This is a genomic window from Burkholderia gladioli (assembly GCF_000959725.1).
In the GTDB taxonomy this organism is placed as follows: domain Bacteria; phylum Pseudomonadota; class Gammaproteobacteria; order Burkholderiales; family Burkholderiaceae; genus Burkholderia; species Burkholderia gladioli.
On the sequence record NZ_CP009322.1, the window covers coordinates 2,901,371 to 2,919,947 of the forward strand.

Below are 18,577 nucleotides of genomic sequence, written 5' to 3' on the forward strand. Positions count from 1 at the left end.
ATTTGCGGGAACGAAAAGGAACGAATATTCTGGCCGGGCAACTCTACACTGAGCGCAACTCCGCCGTCGCCCGACGCGGTTTGCGCGGTGACGCACGCGTTCGGGCGACGGCGTTCTCTCATTCAAAAGACGAGGGCTCTCACCATGACCTATTCGAACTATCACAAGAAGGATCTCAACGGACGCCCCCTGCATCCCGAGACCCAGATGATGTCGTATGGCTACGATCCCTTCCTCTCCGAGGGTGCCGTCAAGCCGCCGGTGTTCCTGACCTCCACCTTCGCCTTCAAGTCCGCCGAGGACGGCGCCGAATTCTTCGACATCGTCTCGGGCCGCAAGCCGCTGCCCGAAGGCGAGGCGGCCGGCCTCGTCTACAGCCGCTTCAACCACCCGAACCTCGAGATCGTCGAGGATCGCCTGGCCCTGCTCGACGGCTCGGAAGCCGCAGCCGTCACCTCCAGCGGCATGTCGGCGATCTCCACCGTGTTCCTCGCCTTCCTGCGCCCGGGCGACCAGATCGTGCAATCGGTGCCGCTCTATGGCGGCACGGAAACGCTGATCTCGAAGATCTTCCCCGAATGGGGCATCGGCACCGAGGCGATCGAGAACGGCCTGTCCCCGCAGTCGATCCGCGACGCGCTCGAGACCGCCGCCAAGAAGGGCCCGGTGCGCCTGGTCTACATCGAGACGCCGGCCAACCCGACCAACTCGATCATCGACCTCGACGGCATGGTGGCCGAGATCGACGCCTTCGAGCAGCGTCACGGCTATCGCCCGATCTCGGTCTGCGACAACACCCTGCTCGGCCCGATCTTCCAGAAGCCGGCCGCGCATCGCGTCGATCTCTCGGTCTATTCGCTGACCAAGTACGTGGGCGGCCACAGCGACCTGGTGGCCGGCGGCGTGACAGGCAGCAAGGCGATGATCACCAAGGTGCGCTCGATTCGCGGCGCGTTCGGCTCGCAGCTCGATCCGCATTCCTCGTGGATGCTGCTGCGCTCGATGGAAACCGTGGTGCTGCGCATGACCCAGGCCACCCAGACGGCCAGCCGCGTGGCGCGCTGGCTGGTGGACAATCCGCACCAGAAGGTCGAGGTGTTCCACCCGGAAACCATCCTCGACGACGCCTACCAGGCGGTCTACAAGCGCCATTGCACGGGTGCCGGCTCGACCTTCGCCTTCGTGCTGAACGGCGGCCGCGCGCAGGCCTTCCGCTTCATCAACGCGCTGCGCCTGTTCAAGTCGGCAGTCAGCCTGGGCGGCTCGGAATCGCTGGTCTGCCATCCCGCCTCGACCACCCATTCGGGCGTGTCGGCCGCGGCACGCGAGAAGGCCGGCGTCAGCGAAGGCCTGATCCGCATCTCGATCGGCCTCGAACACGGCGACGACCTGATCGCCGATCTCGAGAACGCCTTCATCGCCTGCGCGAAGGCCTGAGCGCATGAGGTGGAGGCACGCGGCGCGATAGAGCGCGTCGCGCAAAAACGAAAACGGCGCGAACCGCATCGGGCGGGGCGAGCCGGAACCGGCCGCCCCGCCCTTTTCATTGCGCCATGCTCATTGCGCGGTCGCCGCGCGCGGGGTCCAGCCGGCCTGGTGGGCCGTGCCGTTGTCGGCGCTGCCTTCCTCGAGCGAAACGTTGCGCGTCTCGCGGCCGTTCACGAACCAGAGCAGCGCGGCCAGCGGGCCGGGCAAGGCCAGCAGCAGCAGCCCGATCAGCGCGGCCGAGGGCGTGCCGGTGGCCGCGTAGACGTTGGTCAGCATCAGCGGCGCCACCATCGCGCCGACCCTGCCCACCGCCACCGAGACACCGAGGCCCGTGGCGCGGATTCGCGTCGGCAGCACTTCCGAGGACACCACGTAGCCCGAGATGTAGGCCCAGGTCACGCCGAACTGGATCAGGCAGTAGCCGGCCACCATGCCCGGCAGCGCGTGCATCATGTAGATCAGCACGATCGCCGCCACCGTGAAGCTGTAGCTGACCAGCAGCGAGGTGCGCCGCCCCCAGGCTTCCACCAGCACCGAGGCGGTCAGCCCGCCGACCAGCGCGGCCGCGTTGCCGTAGACGTAGTAGAGCGGCATGTCGCCGGCCGGCACCTTCATGTACGGCAGGATCACCAGCGCCATCAGCGAGAGCACGCCATACACCACGGCGGCCTGCGAGAAGTTCAGCGCGCTGGCCAGGCCGCAGCGCAGCCGGTAGGCGCCGAACAGCTCGCGCACGTTACGCCAGAAGGCCGGCTGCGAGGGCGTGAACAGCGCCGGCTCGTAGCGCTTGCGGGCCAGTTCGCGATTGGCCTCGCTCACGCCGGGGCGCTCGGCGCTGCCGGCGATCGCGGCGACGATCGCCTCGGCCTCGGCGAGGCGGCCTTGCTGCAGCAGCCAGCGCGGCGATTCGGGAATCACGCGGCGGATCCAGAAGAACAGCAGCGCCATGGTGGTGCCGAGCCCGAAGCCGACGCGCCAGGCCACGTCGGCCGGCAGGTTATTCAGCACGAAGTAGGAGATCGCGGCCGACAGCAGCGCGCCCACCGGGAAGCCCGACAGGATCAGCGAATCGGTCTTGCCGCGATGGCGGCGCGGGATGAACTCGCCCATCGTCGCGGTCACCGCCGAATACTCGCCACCCACCGCCAGCGCCGTCATGGCGCGGAAGAACAGGAAGGACTCGTAGTTCCAGGAGAAGATCGTCAGCACGCTGAAGCAGGCGTACCAGAGCAGGGTGGCGAGGAACAGGCGCTTGCGGCCGAATCGGTCGGCCAGGTAGCCGAACGCGATCGCGCCCACCAGCATGCCGAACACCCAGATCGTCACGGCCAGCGAGCCTTGCGCCGAGCTCAGGTGCCACTGGCTCTTCAGCACGCCGAACACGCTGCCGATGATGTTGGTCTCGAACGAGTCGAGCGCCCAGCCGACGCCGAGCGCGGCGACCAGCAGCGTGTGGAACCAGGTCCACGGCATATTGTCCAGACGCGACAGCGCATCGGTCCGCACGGGTTGAGACGAGGTCATGAAGTTCTCCTGACGATCACGGCGAGGGCACGCTCAGTGCCACGTCCGGGAAATCGAATTGGGGAAAGCGCGCGGGCGCGCCGATGAAATTGCGGCCGCGCGCACCCTCGAAGGCGCTTGCGACGATGTCCTGCCATTCGTCCTGCTCGATGCCGTAGGCCGCGGGTTCGCAGCGCACGCCGAGCGATTCCAGGAACTGCTCCAGCACGCGCGGGGCGGCCTCGAGGCTGCCGAACACCTCGGCCAGCGCGCGATCGCAGGCCGCATCGGCGCCGATCGCCGAGCGCATCACCGCCGGCAGGCAGAACGAGCAGGCCATGCCGTGCGCCACGCCGTGATGCAGCGTGATCGCATACGAGATGTTGTGGGCCAGCGCGGTGCGCGTGTTCGAGAAGGCCAGGCCCGCGCGCAGCGCGCCGAGCGCCATTGCCGAGCGCGCGTGGAGGTCGCCGGGCGCGGCCATCACGCGCGGCAGCGCCTGCAGGATCTCGCGCGCGGCATCCACGGCCAGGCCGCGCGTGACCGGGTTCGCATTGCGGTTCCAGATGCTCTCCAGCGCGTGCGACAGCGCATCGAGCCCGCTGGCCAGCGTCGGCGCGGGCGGCAGCCCGATCACCAGGCGCGGATCGACCAGCACCGTCTCGGGGTAGAGATCGTCGCGCGCCAGCGAGAGCTTGCGGTCGTGCTCGGGGTCCCACACGGTCGCCCAGGAGGTCACTTCGCTGCCGGTGCCCGAGGTGGTCGGGATCGCGACGATCGGCAGGGCCCGCTCGGCGCGGCGCGTCCTGCCGTCGGCGATCCAGGCCAGCACCGGCTCCAGCCGGCCGTGCTCGGCCGCCAGCACCTTCGCGGTATCCATCACCGAGCCGCCGCCGAGCGCCACCAGCACCTCGGGCATGGCCGGCAGCGCGGCCAGCGCCGCGCAGGCCTCGCGCAGCATCGTCACCGAGGGGTTGACCTCGACCGAATCGATGCGCAGCAGCGCCGGGCCGGCGATCGCCTCGATGCGCGCGCAGGGCGCGAGAAAGGCCGAGTCGGGATAGGTGACGATCGCGTAGGCGCGGCCCGCCAGCACCTCGCCGATGGCGTCCAGCGCGTCGACGCCGAAGCGCACGCGCACCGGGTTGTGGAATTGCCAGTCGCTCACGCCGTTTCTCCGGCAGCCAGGCGTTCGCCGATCGAGTCGATCACGGCCGGCAGGTCGGCAATGCTGTCGATCACGTAGTGCGCGCCGGTGCGGGCGATGCGCTCGCGCGCCGGCGCCACGCGCGCATCGCGCGCGGCCGCGTCGAGCGCCTGCCACTCGGCCAGCGAGAGGCCCACCTCGTTGCCGCTGGCGACGATGCCCACAGTCCACATGCCCGCGGCCAGGCCCGATTCGAGGCCGGTGGGGCTGTCGTCGACCACCACGCAGCTGCGCACGTCGGGCGCGCCGAGCGCCAGCGCATTGGCCAGGCACATGTCGGGATAGGGACGGCCGCGCGCCACGTCGCTGACCGTGCAGCAGTGGTCGGGACGATAGCCGTGGCGCTCGGCCAGAGGCTGCAGGTGTTGCATGACCTCGCGCGGATAACCGGTGGTACTGCCGATGCGGATGCCGCGCGCGCGCAGCGTGGCGATGGTGTCGAGCGCGCCGGGGATCAGGTCGCTGTAGCGCTCGACGTTGCGTTCGTCGGCAATCAGGAAGTGCGCGTAGAGCGTGTCGATATCGGCATCGGTCGAGGCGGCGCCGCGCGCGGCGCGCCAGCGCGCCTGCACCTCGACGTCTTCCAGGATCAACTCGATGTGTTCGCGCTTGGCGGCGCCCATCGGCGCGCGCGCCTCGGCTTCGCTGATCGGCACGCCGGCCGCTTCGAACACCTCACGAAATGCATGGACGGGCGCGAGACAGCCGAAATCGAGCACCGTGCCGGCCCAGTCGAAGATCGCGGTGGTAACGGGGCCGCGATAGGCGCGCTGGGCGCGGTGGGCGGCATCGAGGGGGGCGGATCGCTGCAGCATGGCTGGGCTCCGGGAAAAGTGGATCACGGACGCCAGCATAGTTTTGCAACATGACCGGTCTATGATCGAACTACCCGGTCAAATCGAATCGATCCATCGAAAAAATCGTTGAATCATCGTTCGACCCTTGACCACCCAGGCGGGACGGGGCTTGCGGGCCGATCGACCCATCTTCACAGGAAAAGCCGCTTTTTAAGGGCCGATTCGACAGGATCGATCGGCCCGCGCCCGCCCTTGCCAGCTCATCTCATGCGCAACCCATGACCCTGACCCAGATTCGTGCCTTCCTCGCCGTGGTCCAGCATGGCGGCTTCACCGCGGCGGCCCGCGCGCTCGCCACCAGCCAGACCACCATCACCTCGCAAGTCCAGGCGCTCGAACAGGAACATGGCGTGCAGTTGTTCCATCGCCGCGGACGGCGTGTCGAGCTGTCGACGGTCGGCCTCGACTTCCTGCCGCTCGCTCGCCAGATCAACGGCCTGGAGAACGACGCGCGCTCGCTGCTGCACGACAGCGGAGAGCTCACGCGCGGCGTGCTGCGGATCGGCGCGGTCAGCCCGTTCCACGTGACCGAGATCATCGAGGCCTTCCATACCGCGCATCCGCACATGCAGCTATCCGTCACGCTCGGCAATTCGGAGAGCGTGCTCAACGACCTGGACGACTACGCCTGCGACGTCGGCGTGATCGCGCGCTCGTTCAGCGACGAGCGCTACGAGATGGCGCCCTATGCGAGCTACCCGGTGATCGCCTTCGTCGGCGCGGCGCATCCGTTCGCGGCGCGCGAATCGATCACGCTGGCCGAACTGGCCACCGTGCCCTTGCTGATGCGCGAAGCCGGCTCGACCACGCGGCGCGCGCTGGAGGACGCGCTCGGCGCGATCGGCGCCGCGCCGCGCATCGCCATGGAGATCGGCAGCCGCGAAGCGCTGCGCGAGGCCGTCGCGCGCGGGCTCGGCGTCGGCACGGTCTCGCTGTCCGAATACGTGCCCGACGAGGCCCGGCTGCGGCCGGTGAGAATCGAGGGCGACCCGGTCAACACGCACATCCATGTGTGCTGCCTGCGCGAGCGGCGCGAGAGCCGGTTGGTGGCGGCGTTCTTCGAGGCGATGAAACAATGCCGGCCCGGCTCCGGCGGCAAGCTGCCGATCGCGGCACATGCCGAATGAATCGCAACGAAAAACAGTTAAATCAATTACATCAAAAACAGAATTCAATCGATAAAATGTTTAGATAAACACAATAAAAATTCGGAATACTCCGAGTAGTTCACCGCTTGTCTCTCTGGCACGCTGTCGATAGATGTCCTCGCCTCTGATTGACATCCGCGTTCGATAAATCAGGCCGGAAAAATTCGATAAACAGCCAATCCGTGCGGCAATTCTTTCCTGAAGGGAATCCGCACGGCTGGGGGAGCCTTTGCTCCGGCCAAACCCATGCGGCATCCTCGTCATGCGAACCAATACTACGGATTCCTACCATTCATCCGCACTCGCGCGCCTGACGACATGCAATAAGAATCCGGGCCATGCGCCCTCGACAAGCAGTTGATACAGAGACGGAGCAGACGATGAAACTACGAAACATGCTTGGCATCGGTGTCGCGGTGGTATTGGCCGGTTGCGGCGGCGACAACGGCGACGCGGGCGGCATCGGCGTGGCGCGTTCAGGCGCGGGGGCCGCCGACACCAACAGCAGCAACAGCACGCAGACAAGCGGCAGCAACACGCCGGCCGATACGGTGGACACCGCCCAGTTGCTGCGCAGCGTCGATCCCATCATCGGCACGGCCAATCTCGACATCAAGGCGAACTGGAGCAGCGGCATTCGCGGGCACGGCCACACCTATCCCGGCGCGACCGTGCCGTTCGGCATGGTCCAGCTCGGCCCCGACACGACGGGCGGCCCGAGCGCCCTGCCCTGGGACTGGGACCGCACCTCGGGCTACCAATACGACGATCCGTACATCACCGGCTTCACGCATACGCACCTGTCGGGCGCCGGCATCGGCTCGGGCGGCGAGGTGCGCTTCCTGCCGACGCTCGCGCCGGTCGACGCGGCCACGCTGGCCAGCATCAAGGGCAGCTCGGTCACCTACAACGCGCGCTTCAGCCACGCCGACGAAAGCGCCAGCCCCGGCTACTACCGCGTGCGCATGGCGCCCGAAGGTACCGGCAAGACGCCCTGGAACGTGAAGGGCGCGGTCATCCTCGCCGAGCTGACGGCTACCGCCCATGCCGGCGTGCATCGCTACAGCTACTTCCCGAGCGCATCGACGCAGAAACGCGCCATGATCGTCAGCATCGCCAGCCCGATCGGCGGGACGCTCGCGAGCGGCAAGATCCAGGTGATCGACGAGCGCACCATCGCCGGCTGGCAGATCACCAACAACTGGGCCAACAACAAGCCGACCTATTTCATCGCGCGCTTTTCGCAGCCCTTCGACAAGCAGGTGAATTTCAGCGCCGACGGCAGCACCGCCTACCTGAGCTTCGGCACGGCCACTACGGGCGACGCGCCGCTGACCGTGAACGTCGGCATCTCGCCGTCGAGCGTGGCCGACGCCACCGCCAACCTCGCCGCCGACGTGGGCGCCAAGCCCTTCGACGAGGTGAAGGCCGGCGCCGAACAGACCTGGGCCGCCGCGCTCGGCCGGATCCGCATCAAGGGCGGCACCGACGACCAGCGCACCATGTTCTACACCTCGCTCTATCACGCGATGCTCGGGCCGACGCTGTACAACAATGCCGACGGCAGCTATGTCGGCATGGATTCGAGCAACGACGGCAGCAGCTCGCCGCCCACCACCAGCAAGCATGCGGCGCCGGGCTTCGATTATTCCTCCTCGTTCTCGCTGTGGGATACGTTCCGCGCGCAATCGCCGTTGATGACCCTGGTGCAGCCGGAGCGCGTCGACGGCTGGGTCAAGTCGCTGCTCACGCAGTTCAAGCAGAACGGCAAGGGCGAGTTGCCGGTCTGGCCGCTCGCGCAGACCGAAACCTTCACGATGGCGGGCCACCCGGCGATTCCGCTGATCGCCGACGCCTACCTGAAGCACCTCACCAGCGCGAGCACCGACGACATCTGGACCGCCCTCACCACCACCCAGGGCGCCAGCGCCCATGGCTTCGACCAGTACCGCAGCAAGGGCTACGTCTACTCGGGCGACAACGCCTCGGTCTCCACCACCCAGGACTATGCCTTCGACGACTGGGCCACGGCCCGCGTCGGCCAGGCCGCCGGCAAGGGCGATTCGGCCTGGCAGCCCTACCTGACGCGCAGCGGCAACTACCGCAACGTCTACAACCCGGCCAGATACAACGGCTGGATCTTCGCGGTGCCCAAGAGCGGCTCGGGCAACTGGTCGAGCAATTTCGACCCGGCCGCGGCCGAGAAGACCGATTACTCGGAAGCCAACTCGTGGATCGACACCTGGAACGTCTTCCACGACTTCCCCGGACTGATCTCTGTGCTCGGCGGCAAGGCCAGCTTCAGCGCGCAGCTCGACCAGGCCTTCAACCCGAAGAACCCGCTCGGCTACCTCAACGGCCAGGGCTTTCCGGACCTGACCGGCCGCATCGGCCAGTACGTCGCCGGCAACGAGCCGGCCAACCAGATGCCCTATCTCTACGACGTGGCCGGCACGCCGTCGAAGACGCAGGATCTCGTGCGCACGGTGATGGACGAGCTGTACTCGCTCACGCTCACCGCGCGCGATCGCGGCGAACTGAGCAGCAGCAGCCTGAAGACCGCGCAGGACGATCCGCGCCGCGTTCGCGCCTCGGGCATCCCCGGCAACGACGACTTCGGCCAGCTCTCGGCCTGGTACGTGCTGTCAGCGATGGGAATCTATTCGCTCAACCCGGTGGGCGGCGTCTATTACTTCGGTACGCCGCTGTTCGAGGAAGCCAGCATCGACATCCCGAGCGCGAGCGGCGGCGCGAACGGCAGCGCGCTAAGCTTCCAGGGATCGCGCAAGTTCAGCATCACGGCGCACACGACGAACGGCGCGCCGCCCTCCTCGACCAATCGCTACGTGCAGTCGGTCACGCTGAACGGCACGCCGCTGCATCGGCCCTACATCACGCATGAGGAGATGGCGGCCGGCGGCAAGCTCGATTTCGTGATGGGCTCGACGCCGAACGATGCCTGGATCGCACAATGGGATGGCCGCGATCCGAACACGGCATTCGCGCCGCCGCCGGCCTCGCGGCACTGAGTCGGTGAAACGCACAGGCGGGCCCGGGACAACCGGGCCCGCCTGTTTTTTATTGCCTCAGCACTTGCCGAACGTGGCCACGGCCGGCGCGACGTCGAGCGCCGCGTCGTTGAAGATCACCGGCACGCCGCCCAGGCTCAGCCTCGACCTGGCGCGGTCGAGCTTCCAGCCGTCGACACGCAGCGCCGCCGACGATATCGGCCTTCCCTTCGCATGCGGGACGTCGATCACGACGCGCCGCCTCGCGCCCGGCAGCAGGTTCAGGTAGTTGTCGCTGTAGAAGGCCGGCAGGATGCGCTCGCCGCTGGCGCGGTCGAACAGTTGCAGATGCGTCATCAGCGCGATGCTGCCGCCGATGTTCGCCACCTCGACCGTGATGCGCGTGCTCGTTTCGTCCGGCTCGTCGGACGAGGCCTGGATCGAGACCGCAGCCGGCGTGATCGTGTCGAGCGTCACGTAGCTGCTGTCCGCGCCGCTCTTCTCGTACCAGTAGAGATTCTCGGCAAGCGTCGTGCCGCCGGCATCGCGCAGGATCAGCGCGACCAGGCACACGGACGAGGCAGCGCCCGCGATCAGGGTCCGTAGGTTCGCCACCACCTGATACGAAGTCGGCGCCACGCCCGCGATGCTCGGCGTGGCGACGCCGACCAGCGAGCTGTCGAGGTTGTAGACGCGTGCCTCGAGGCTGCCGCCCACCGGCTTCGCCGTGTGGTTGGCGATCGTCAGGTCGAAGCTATTCGCGTCGAGGATCGCGTTCACGCGGCGGCAGCCGTGCCGGACCGCGAAGAAGGACGAATGCTGCTCGAGATCGTGGCTGTACATCTGCCAGACGAAGCTGGGCTGGGCCGGATTCGTCATCCACATGATCACGCCGGTGGCGGGCGAGGTGATCGCGCCCGCCGCCGGGCCGATCATCACGGCCGCATTCGCCTCGTAGATCGAGCGGATGCATTCGTAGTTCATCATCTGCGCCTTGCGCACGAAGTCGGCGAGATTGCGGATCTCGCCGTAGCGGAATGCGGTCGCCGCGATATAGCCCGCGCCGCCCTGCTTATTGCCGACCTGCGGGTAGGTGGCGCCGTTGCCGTTCATGTCGCGATCGGCCCAGTGATCGTCGGGGCATTCCCACGACGAAGGCGGCAGCATCGATTTCACGAACTCGAGCGTCGGGATCGAATGCGAGCCCACCTCGTTGTGGAAGGCCGTGGCGGTCCTGCCGTAGCTGCGCGTGAAGGCCGATTTGGGCGTGGTCCAGTTGTAGGGCCCGCCCGAGGAATAGCCGTTGACGGCACCCGCGCCGGTATCGCCCGCCGAGCTCGTCAGGCACAGCCGCTTCGGGTCGAGCTCCTTCACCAGCGCATCGAGCCCGCTGACCAGCGCGGCGGGCGGCGAGCCCTCGTTGCCGCCGCACCAGAGCAGGATCGACGGATGGTTGCGGAAATGCACGATCACATCGCGGATATTGTCGAGATCGCGCGGCAGGTTGGCCGGGCCCGCGCCGTTCGCCTCGGTCGAATAGAAGAAGTCCTGCCAGACGAGGATGCCGTAGGCATCGCAGGCATCGAAGAAATCGCGGCTCGTGCTCTGGCCGTTCCAGTTGCGGATCAGGTTCAGGTTGGCGTCGCGATGCAGGCGCACCTGGTTGAACAGACGCTCGCGCGGAATCCGCTTGAGCGCCTCGTCGAGGCCCCAGTTGCCGCCCATCACCAGGATCGGCAGCTTGTTGACGCTGATGCTCAGCTGCTTGCCCTGGCCGATGTCGCGCGAGTAGTCGATGCGGCGCAGGCCGATATTCACGCTGCGCGTGTCCGATACCTGGCCCAGCAGCTCGATCGACACCGAGACCGCGTACAGGTTCGGCTCGCCATAACCGTTCGGCCACCAGAGCTTCGGGTTCGACAAGGCCAGCTCGGGAACCTCGGCCGGCGTGAGCGTGATCGTGCTCGGCTGGTCCGCGGCGGGAATCGAGATGGCGCGGCGGAACGCGATGTGTTCGCCGATGCGCCCCGTCACCGTGGCCGCGACCGTGGCGCCCGAGCGATTGTCGAGCGAGAGGTCGAGCTGCAGTTGCGCGCTGCCCAGGTCGTCGGAGAGCGTGCTGTCCACGCGCAGGTCGGCGATGCGAATCGCGCCGGTGCTGAACCAGGATACCGGCTGCCAGATGCCGAGGTTGCGATCGGGAATCGTCGGCAACCAGTCCCAGCCGGCCGAGCAGAAGAAGCTCGGGCCGTTCTTCAGCGTGATGCCGGTCGGCCCGCCGTTGCGGCCGCCGCGCGTCACGCCGCTGCCATAGCTCGGCTCGAGCGGGCCTTCCGAGAAGTCGAGCTTGATCGCGCGCACCGCCAGCCATGCCTCGCCGCCGGCCGGCGCGACCAGGCGCGTGACGTCGAAATAGCCGTGCCTGAAAGCACCCGCCAGCGTGCCGACCTGGCTGCCGTTGAGCCAGATCTCGGCGCGGTAGTTGACGCCATCCAGCCGCAACCACAAGTGCTGGCCCGCGCGCAGCGGCGGTGTCGCGAAGCGCGTGCGATACCAGTAATCGGTGTCCTTCAGCGTATCGGGAATCGTGTCGGTCACGATCCGGCCGTGGAACGGATCGGGATACTTGCCGTTGGCGAGCATGCTGTCGAGGGCGGTGCCGGGCACCGTTGCCACGGACATGCCGGCCGGCCCTTGCGGGCTCGAGAGCTGCGCGCCGCCGAGCGCGGGCTGCTCGGACGCGGCGATGAAGGTCCATTGACCGCTGATCTCGCGCGAGGCGGCGAGATTGTCGAGCGGCGTGGCGGGTGGTGTGCCAGGCGGCGTGTCGGGGACGCCGCGATGATCGTCGGCGACGGGAGCGACGGGGTCGGTGCCGTCACCATTGCAGCCGGGCAGGCAGGCGCTCGCCACCAGGGCCGAGCTGTAACCGAGGAATTTTCGACGCGGTGCCGATGGCATGTCGTTCTCCAGTCTGGGGGGTGGAACTCACGAATTGCTGGCGCAAGACGGCCCGGTTCCCTCGCTGAATCGCGATTGACGAGTTGTTTAGGTATTTTGATGAAACAGCATGGTAAACGCGGCCAGGATCAGTATTGTTTTGCGAAGCAGTCACGCACACCTGCGTTAACCCTCGGCGCATGCAGTTTAGTTTTCGGGGCTTCGCTGTTTTGTGTCGAATCGGCGGGATTGGATTGAATTCGATTCGTGGAAATTGGCAATCGATCGAGGATTCTTGGCTTCGCCTTTGTATTCGCATGTATCCCCGACAGCTCCCGATACTTGCGAATACAAAAGTGCCGTCTCGCGACACAAACGCCATACGTTCCGGTACTCCAATGACGATGCCTGATCGGTAGTTGCCGCGGCTTCCGCCAAGGTGGCCCCCGGTCGCCCTGGCGGAGTTTCGGTCAATTGGTTGTATCTACAACACCGTGGAACGCATCCCTCAAAGGTCCTTGCCACATGAACACACGACGTAGTCAGCCTTTCCCCCGCCTGCAAGCGGCACATGCCTCCAACACGGCAGACCGGGCCGCGCAGACGGGTTCCGGCGGCGGCGATGCCGTCCGGCTCTCCCGGCGCGGCCTGCTCGTGGCGGGTGTCGCCGCCGCCTTGACGCCGAGCGCGTCGGTCCTGGCCCAGTCGATGCCGGCGGCCGACATGCCTGTCACCAGCGCGCCCGCCGGACGGAACGGCATCAAGGCGCTGGTGTTCGACGTCTATGGCACCTGCACCGACTATTGGAGCAGCGTCGTCGAGGAGGGCCGCGCGCTGAGCAAGGCGCGAGGGCTGGAAATCGACTGGCCCGCCATCGCCACCGAATGGTCGGGGCTGATGCTGGCCGGATTCAAGGCGATTTTCGATGGCCAGCGCCCGTGGCAAAGCCTGGCCGCATTGCGGCTCGACGCGCTGGAAAGCACGCTTCGACGGCGTGGCCTGGACAGCGCGTTGCAGGCGGATCTCGAGAACCTGAACGACATCTGGCAGCGATTGCGCACCTGGCAGGATGTCATCCCCGGTTTGCGGCGCCTGCATCAGCCCTATCTGCTCGCCACCCTGTCGAACGCGGACATGGCCGACATGGCGATGCTGGCGCGCGTGCGCGATTTCCGCTGGGATCTGGTCATGACGGCCGAACTGGCCAGGGCCGTCAAGCCGGCGCCCAAGGTGTACCAGATGGCGCCGACCTATCTCGGCCTGAAACCCGAGGAAATCATGATGGTGGCCTGCCACAAACCCGATCTCCTCGGCGCGCACGGGCAAGGTTTGCGCACCGCCTTCATTCGCCGACCGCTGGAAGCAGGCCCCGGCGGCAAGGTCGATACGCAGCCCGACCCTCGCTTCGACCTGGTGGCCGACAGCTTCACCGAATTGGCGGACTTGCTCGGGGCCTAGCTGGTTGAATGGTGCGCGGTGGAGCCACCGCGCCCCCTCACGCCAGCCCGCGCCGCCGCAGGAACAGCTTGCGTCCCAGATCGAAGGCCACCAGGTTCCCCGCCACCACCAGCACCAGCCCGATCACCGCCAGCGTCGACCAGCGATAGCCCTCGAACAGCGTCGACGCGCTCAGCGCCACGAACGGGAACAGCACCGTGCAGTAAGCCGCGCGCTCCGGCCCGATCCGGCCGACCAGCATCAGGTAGGAGGTGAAGCCGATCACCGAGCCCGGCAGCGCCAGGTAGGCCAGCGCGCCGAGATAGCGCGGCGTCATCTCGGGCACGAAGGACAGCCCCGCCACGGCCGAGCCGAGCGTGAGCACCGCGGCGCCGATCAGCATCGCCCAGCTGTTGGTGGTGAGCGGGTGCAGCCCCATCGCCTGCATCCGGCTCGACAGCAGGCTGCCGGTGGAGAAGCACATGGTGCCCGCGAAGGCGATCACCAGGCCGCGCCAGGTGGCCGCGTCGCCGAGATGCCCCGCCATCTGCTGGTAGAACAGGCAGCCGATGCCGAGCAGGCCCAGCAGCGCGCCGGCGATCGCGGTGGGCTGCAGCGGCCGGCCCAGGAAGATCCGGCCGTTGATCGCGTTCAGCAGCGGCGCGATCGAGAACACCACGGCCACCAGCCCGCTCGGCACCACGCGCTCGGCGTAGTAGAAGCACAGAAAGTTCAGACAAAACAGCGCCACGCCCTGCGCGACCAGGAAGCGCCAGGCCTCGCGCGGCGGCCGGATCGGCCGGCGCAGCACGCGCAGCAGCAGGAACAGCACGGCCGCGGCGATCCAGAAGCGCAAGGCGATCGAGATGGGCGGCGGCACGCTGTCGAGCTGCCATTTGATGGCGATCCAGGTGGTGCCCCAGATCAGCACGGTGACGGCATAAAGCAGAAGATTCATGAGACGCGCGGCAGGAAAAAGGTGAGGGAGCGGGAATCGGTCGATCCCCGGCAGCTACTGTGCCGCCGCCCATGTCCGGCCACTTGTCCGAAATTGCGGTCTTTCCGTTACGGCCCGGCGCAGCCGCGCGCGCGCCCCTATACTGCGCACATGAGCTCCCTCCGCCCATCCGCCCCGATTCTCGTCGAACCGCCCGCGTCCGCCTCCGAACTGGCCGGCGCGGCCGATCTGCCGTTCGGCCTGCAGTCGGTCTGCCGCACGCTGGCCGAGGCGGACGCCCGGCTCGAGCGCTTCGCCTGGCTGGGCGACCACCTCGCGATCGCCGAATGGACGCGCGAGACCGAGATCGCCGAAACCGTCTACGAGCAGCCCGGCCATCACACGCTGTCGTGCTACCTGGCGGGCGGTTATCGCACCGAACGGCAGCGGGTGCCCGGCTACGGCGCGCCGAGCCGGCTCTGCGCGCTGCCCGGCGACCACGAATCGCGCTGGTGGGTGCGCGGCCAGATGCATTTCATGCATCTCTACTTCCTGCCCGAGCACTTCGCGCGCCGCGCCGTGCGCGAACTGGACCGCGAGCCGCGCGAGCTGGAACTGGCCGATCGCACCTACTTCGAGGATCCGCGCATCGCCGAGCTGTGCCGCTCGCTGCTGCTGGAAAGCTGGGACGACGTCGACGGCCGGCTGCGCGCCAACGAAACCGCCCACGAGGTGCTGAGCCGGCTGCTGCGCGAGCAAAGCGTGGTGCGCAGCGGCGTGCCGCGTACCGGCGGGCTGTCGCCGACGGTGCGCCGGCGTGTGCGCGATTATGTGGACGCGAGCCTCGGGCAGTCGATCACGCTCGGCGAGCTGGCCGATCTCGCCGCGCTGTCGGAATACCATTTCGCGCGCATGTTCCGGGTCTCGTTCGGCGCGCCGCCACATGCCTGGATCGCCGAGCAGCGGCTGGCCCGCGCCCGCGAGCTGCTGCGCGGCACCGCGCTGCCGCTCGCGCAGGTCGCCGAGCAGTGCGGCTACGCGAATGCCGCGCATTTCAGCCATCGCTTCCGCGACGCGCACGGCGTGGCGCCCACCGTGTTCCGCAAGGCCCTGCTGGGCGGCGCCTGAGCGCCTGAGCGCCTGAGCCCCTGCACGGCTGGGCTGGCGCCCGCGCCGGGCGTCGACGGTTGCAGTTTTCGAGCATCTGCCTATCATCGTTACCTCGCTCAAGCTCCGATCGACGATGATTTTCCCGTTCCCCCTCCCGACCAGCGCCATCGCGCTGCCCTCACCGCGCCCGCTCGGCCGCTCCGACGGACTGCCGGCGGCTTGCCAAACCAGCCGCCGCGCTCCCTCGGAGCCGCGCGCATGAACGGCCACGTCGCCTACACGCTGCTGGACCTGACGGGCACCTTCGCGTTCGCGATCAGCGGCGCCGTGGCGGCCCGCCAGCGGCGCCTCGACCTGTTCGGCGTGGCCTTCGTCACCTTCATCGTCGCCTGCGGCGGCGGCATCGTGCGCGACGTCTGCATCGGCGCCGTGCCGCCGGCCGGCCTCTCGAACTGGAGCTACCTGGTGGTGTCGCTGGTCGCCGCGGCGCTGACCATCGCCGCCTACCAGAAGGTCCGGCGGCTGCGTTATCCGGTGCTGCTGTTCGATGCGATCGGGCTCGGCATGTTCTCCGTGGCCGGCGCGCAGAAGGCGCTGGCCTACAGCGGGAGCGCCGAGGTCGCGATCCTGCTGGGCATGTTCAGCGCGGTGGGCGGCGGCGTGATCCGCGACGTGCTGCTGTCGCGCGTGCCGGCCATCCTGCAGCGCGAGATCTACGCGCTGGCCGCCCTGTTCGGCGCGACCGTCGAGGTCGTCTCGCTGCGCACCAACTGGCTGCCGACGCTCGCGCCCTGGCTCGCGATCGGCTCCTGCGTGGCGATCCGGCTGTCCTCGCTGTACTTCGGCTGGCGGCTGCCGGTGTTCGGCTCGCGGCAGACCGACGGCCGCTGAAGGCCGCCCCCGGCGCCGGGCCGCCCGGCTCGACTCAGCAGGCGAGGTCGAAATGCGCCTGCGCCACCACCGCGCCGTTCACGATCAGCTCGACGCCATGGCGCCCCGCGTAATGCGTGCGCGTCGTGAAATCGCGGATCCGCTGGCTGCGCACGATATCGATGCGCTGCCCCGGCGCCAGCGTCAGCTCCCTGAGCTTGAAGACCTTGTGCGCGGTGCTGCCGTTCTTCTTCACGTAGCCGATCCGGTAATCGACCACCAGCCGCTGCACGTCCTGCGCCGTGGACACAAGCTCGGCGGCCAGCGTGACCGTCTCGCCGAGTTCGATGCGCGCCGGCGTCACCGCGAACGGCACCGCCTCGATCCGCGCCGCGCCGCTCGCGCCGAGCAGCGCCAGCGCCCGCGCGTCGCCGCGCTTGACCAGCGTGCGCAGCGCATGCCGGACGATCCAGCGCGTGCCGGCATCGGCGCCGCCCCATGCGGCGGCACGTTCCAGCACCCAATCCGGATGCAGCTTGGTGACGTCGTTCAGGTGGTTGGCCACCGAGCGGCGCACGTAGTCGCTCGGGTCGGCGCACAGATTGTCGAGGATCGGCGCGGCCAGCGCGGGATCGGCCTCGATCTCGCGCAGCCGGAACGACCAGGGCAGGCGCGGCCGGCTGCCTTCGCTGGCCAGCCGGCGCACGGCTTGGTCCTCGTGCCGGGACCAGTCGCGCAGCGTGGCCAGCGCGCGTCGCGGATCGTCGCGCAGGAATTCGCGCACCGCGAATTCCGAGCTGCCGAAGCGCGTGAAGAAGGCCAGCGCCGCCATCGAGCGATCGAAGTCGTGACGGCCGAACTGGCCGACGTAGTCGGGCGCGACCAGCGACAGGAAGCCGCCGCCCAGGTGCGGCGCGGCCTCGGCCAGCAGCGTCAGCACAGTGTCGTAGCCGCCCGGCAGCGCTTGCGCGCCGGCCTCGATCGCGAGGCTGGCGCGACGCACGCGCGCCATCAGCGACAGCTCGTCGAGGCCATCGAGCGCGACCGCCAGGAAGCGCCGCGTATCGAAGCTGCGCTCGATCAGTTTCAGCGTGGAGAGCAGCGAACGGAATTGCCGTTCGCCCATCGAGTCCTTGAGAAGGACCGGGGAATCGAGGGAATCAGGAGAATCGGGAGCCTGGGTGGACATGGCGCGGTGGCCGCGCGGAGAACCGCGCGCGCGTGATCGGAAAGCCGGTAGCTTCGCCGATCGCGCTGTCAGTTTTTGTCAGGAGACTGCAGGGACAGCGCCAGTTGCGCATGCAGCCCGCGCATCAGGGCCGCGCGCCGCGCCGGGTAGCGGTCGAGCTCGGTGGCGGCCTGGATCCGGTCGGTGCGGAAGGTGCGGAAGGCCTCGCGCAGTTCGCACCAGGCGGCCAGCACGCGCGCATTGTCCATGAAGCCGATCTGGACCGGCCAGACAATGCGATGCGACTGGCTGCCGGCCACGTCCACATAGACGATCTCGAGCCGCCGCTCGGCACGGATCGCCGCGCGCAGCCGGCCCAGTTCGACCACGTTGGCGGGAAACGAGGGCGCGGGTGGCCCCGGCATGGCGAGCGGCGCGTCGAGGGTCGCGCCGGCATCGGGCGGCAGCACCGCGGCGATCTTGGCCAGCGCGGCCGCCGCGGCCGTCTTCAGAATCTCGTCGCCGCGCTGGTCGACATAGTGGAGCCCCAGCACGATCGCCTCGATCTCCTCGCGCGCGAACATCAGCGGCGGCAGGAAATGGCCGGCGCGCAGCAGGTAGCCGACGCCGGCACTGCCCTCGATCGGGGCGCCCTGCGCGATCAGTTCGGCGATGTCGCGATAGACGGTGCGCTCCGACACGGCCAGCTCGGTGGCGAGCTGCGCCGCCGTGACCGGGCGGCGCCTGGCGCGCAGCAGTTCCAGCAGGTTGAGCAGACGTCCCGAACGTGACATGGCGGGCTCCCGGTGGCGTGTATGTCGCGTTGCCGGTTGGCGGCCGGCAACGTGCCCGCGATTGTAAGGGCTCGGGGCAGGAGAGGGAGGCTGGTTAGTTGCTTTTGGTG

13 protein-coding genes are annotated in these 18,577 nt (G+C 68.1%); 6 read left to right on the plus strand and 7 right to left on the minus strand.

Annotation, left to right across the window (positions count from 1 at the left end):
* Positions 1 to 144: 144 nt before the first annotated feature.
* Complete coding sequence (locus BM43_RS12705; protein ID WP_013691464.1) at positions 145 to 1,437, plus strand: cystathionine gamma-synthase family protein; 1,293 nt, start codon at positions 145 to 147, stop codon at positions 1,435 to 1,437.
* A gap of 120 nt (positions 1,438 to 1,557) precedes the next feature.
* On the opposite strand, the gene BM43_RS12710 is transcribed toward BM43_RS12705, so the two are convergent.
* Genes BM43_RS12710 through phnX form a run of 3 tightly spaced genes read right to left on the minus strand, consistent with a single transcriptional unit; the run spans position 1,558 to position 5,013 of the window.
* Positions 1,558 to 3,012 (minus strand): MFS transporter, encoded by a 1,455-nt coding sequence (locus BM43_RS12710; RefSeq protein ID WP_036055350.1) that lies wholly within the window; start codon positions 3,010 to 3,012, stop codon positions 1,558 to 1,560.
* Positions 3,013 to 3,028: 16 nt separating this feature from the next.
* Positions 3,029 to 4,159 (minus strand): iron-containing alcohol dehydrogenase PsrA, encoded by a 1,131-nt coding sequence (gene psrA, locus BM43_RS12715; protein WP_036055349.1) that lies wholly within the window; start codon positions 4,157 to 4,159, stop codon positions 3,029 to 3,031.
* The gene (gene phnX / locus BM43_RS12720) at positions 4,156 to 5,013 is read right to left on the minus strand and encodes a phosphonoacetaldehyde hydrolase (protein WP_036055348.1); all 858 of its coding nucleotides are present in this window, start codon (positions 5,011 to 5,013) and stop codon (positions 4,156 to 4,158) included. Before phnX ends, psrA begins: the two co-directional genes overlap by 4 nt.
* Positions 5,014 to 5,273: 260 nt before the next feature.
* On the opposite strand from phnX, the gene BM43_RS12725 reads away from it, so the two are divergent.
* Positions 5,274 to 6,182 (plus strand): LysR substrate-binding domain-containing protein, encoded by a 909-nt coding sequence (locus tag BM43_RS12725; RefSeq protein WP_036055347.1) that lies wholly within the window; start codon positions 5,274 to 5,276, stop codon positions 6,180 to 6,182.
* 401 nt (positions 6,183 to 6,583) lie between these two features.
* Complete coding sequence (locus BM43_RS12730) at positions 6,584 to 9,232, plus strand: GH92 family glycosyl hydrolase (protein WP_036055346.1); 2,649 nt, start codon at positions 6,584 to 6,586, stop codon at positions 9,230 to 9,232.
* A 57-nt stretch (positions 9,233 to 9,289) separates the two neighbouring features.
* Here BM43_RS12730 and BM43_RS12735 read toward each other — a convergent pair whose 3' ends face one another.
* Complete coding sequence (locus BM43_RS12735; protein ID WP_036055345.1) at positions 9,290 to 12,172, minus strand: glycoside hydrolase family 2 protein; 2,883 nt, start codon at positions 12,170 to 12,172, stop codon at positions 9,290 to 9,292.
* Positions 12,173 to 12,676: 504 nt separating this feature from the next.
* Here BM43_RS12735 and BM43_RS12740 point away from each other — a divergent pair.
* Positions 12,677 to 13,609 (plus strand): haloacid dehalogenase type II, encoded by a 933-nt coding sequence (locus BM43_RS12740; protein WP_230676392.1) that lies wholly within the window; start codon positions 12,677 to 12,679, stop codon positions 13,607 to 13,609.
* 37 nt (positions 13,610 to 13,646) lie between these two features.
* On the opposite strand, the gene BM43_RS12745 is transcribed toward BM43_RS12740, so the two are convergent.
* Positions 13,647 to 14,546, minus strand: coding sequence for a DMT family transporter (locus BM43_RS12745; protein WP_017918952.1), 900 nt, complete (start codon positions 14,544 to 14,546; stop codon positions 13,647 to 13,649).
* A gap of 150 nt (positions 14,547 to 14,696) precedes the next feature.
* On the opposite strand from BM43_RS12745, the gene BM43_RS12750 reads away from it, so the two are divergent.
* Both BM43_RS12750 and BM43_RS12755 read left to right on the plus strand, forming a co-directional pair.
* Entirely contained in the window at positions 14,697 to 15,653 is a 957-nt protein-coding gene (locus BM43_RS12750) for a helix-turn-helix domain-containing protein (protein WP_036055344.1), read from the plus strand.
* A 240-nt stretch (positions 15,654 to 15,893) separates the two neighbouring features.
* Positions 15,894 to 16,526, plus strand: a complete 633-nt coding sequence (locus tag BM43_RS12755; protein WP_036055343.1) for a trimeric intracellular cation channel family protein — start codon at positions 15,894 to 15,896, stop codon at positions 16,524 to 16,526.
* Between the two features lie 34 nt (positions 16,527 to 16,560).
* Here the strand turns inward: BM43_RS12755 and BM43_RS12760 are convergent, their stop codons facing one another.
* On the minus strand, positions 16,561 to 17,631 hold the full coding sequence (locus BM43_RS12760) for a DNA alkylation repair protein (protein ID WP_036055342.1): 1,071 nt from the start codon (positions 17,629 to 17,631) through the stop codon (positions 16,561 to 16,563).
* A 131-nt stretch (positions 17,632 to 17,762) separates the two neighbouring features.
* Complete coding sequence (locus BM43_RS12765) at positions 17,763 to 18,467, minus strand: helix-turn-helix transcriptional regulator (protein ID WP_036055341.1); 705 nt, start codon at positions 18,465 to 18,467, stop codon at positions 17,763 to 17,765.
* Positions 18,468 to 18,577 lie beyond the last annotated feature (110 nt).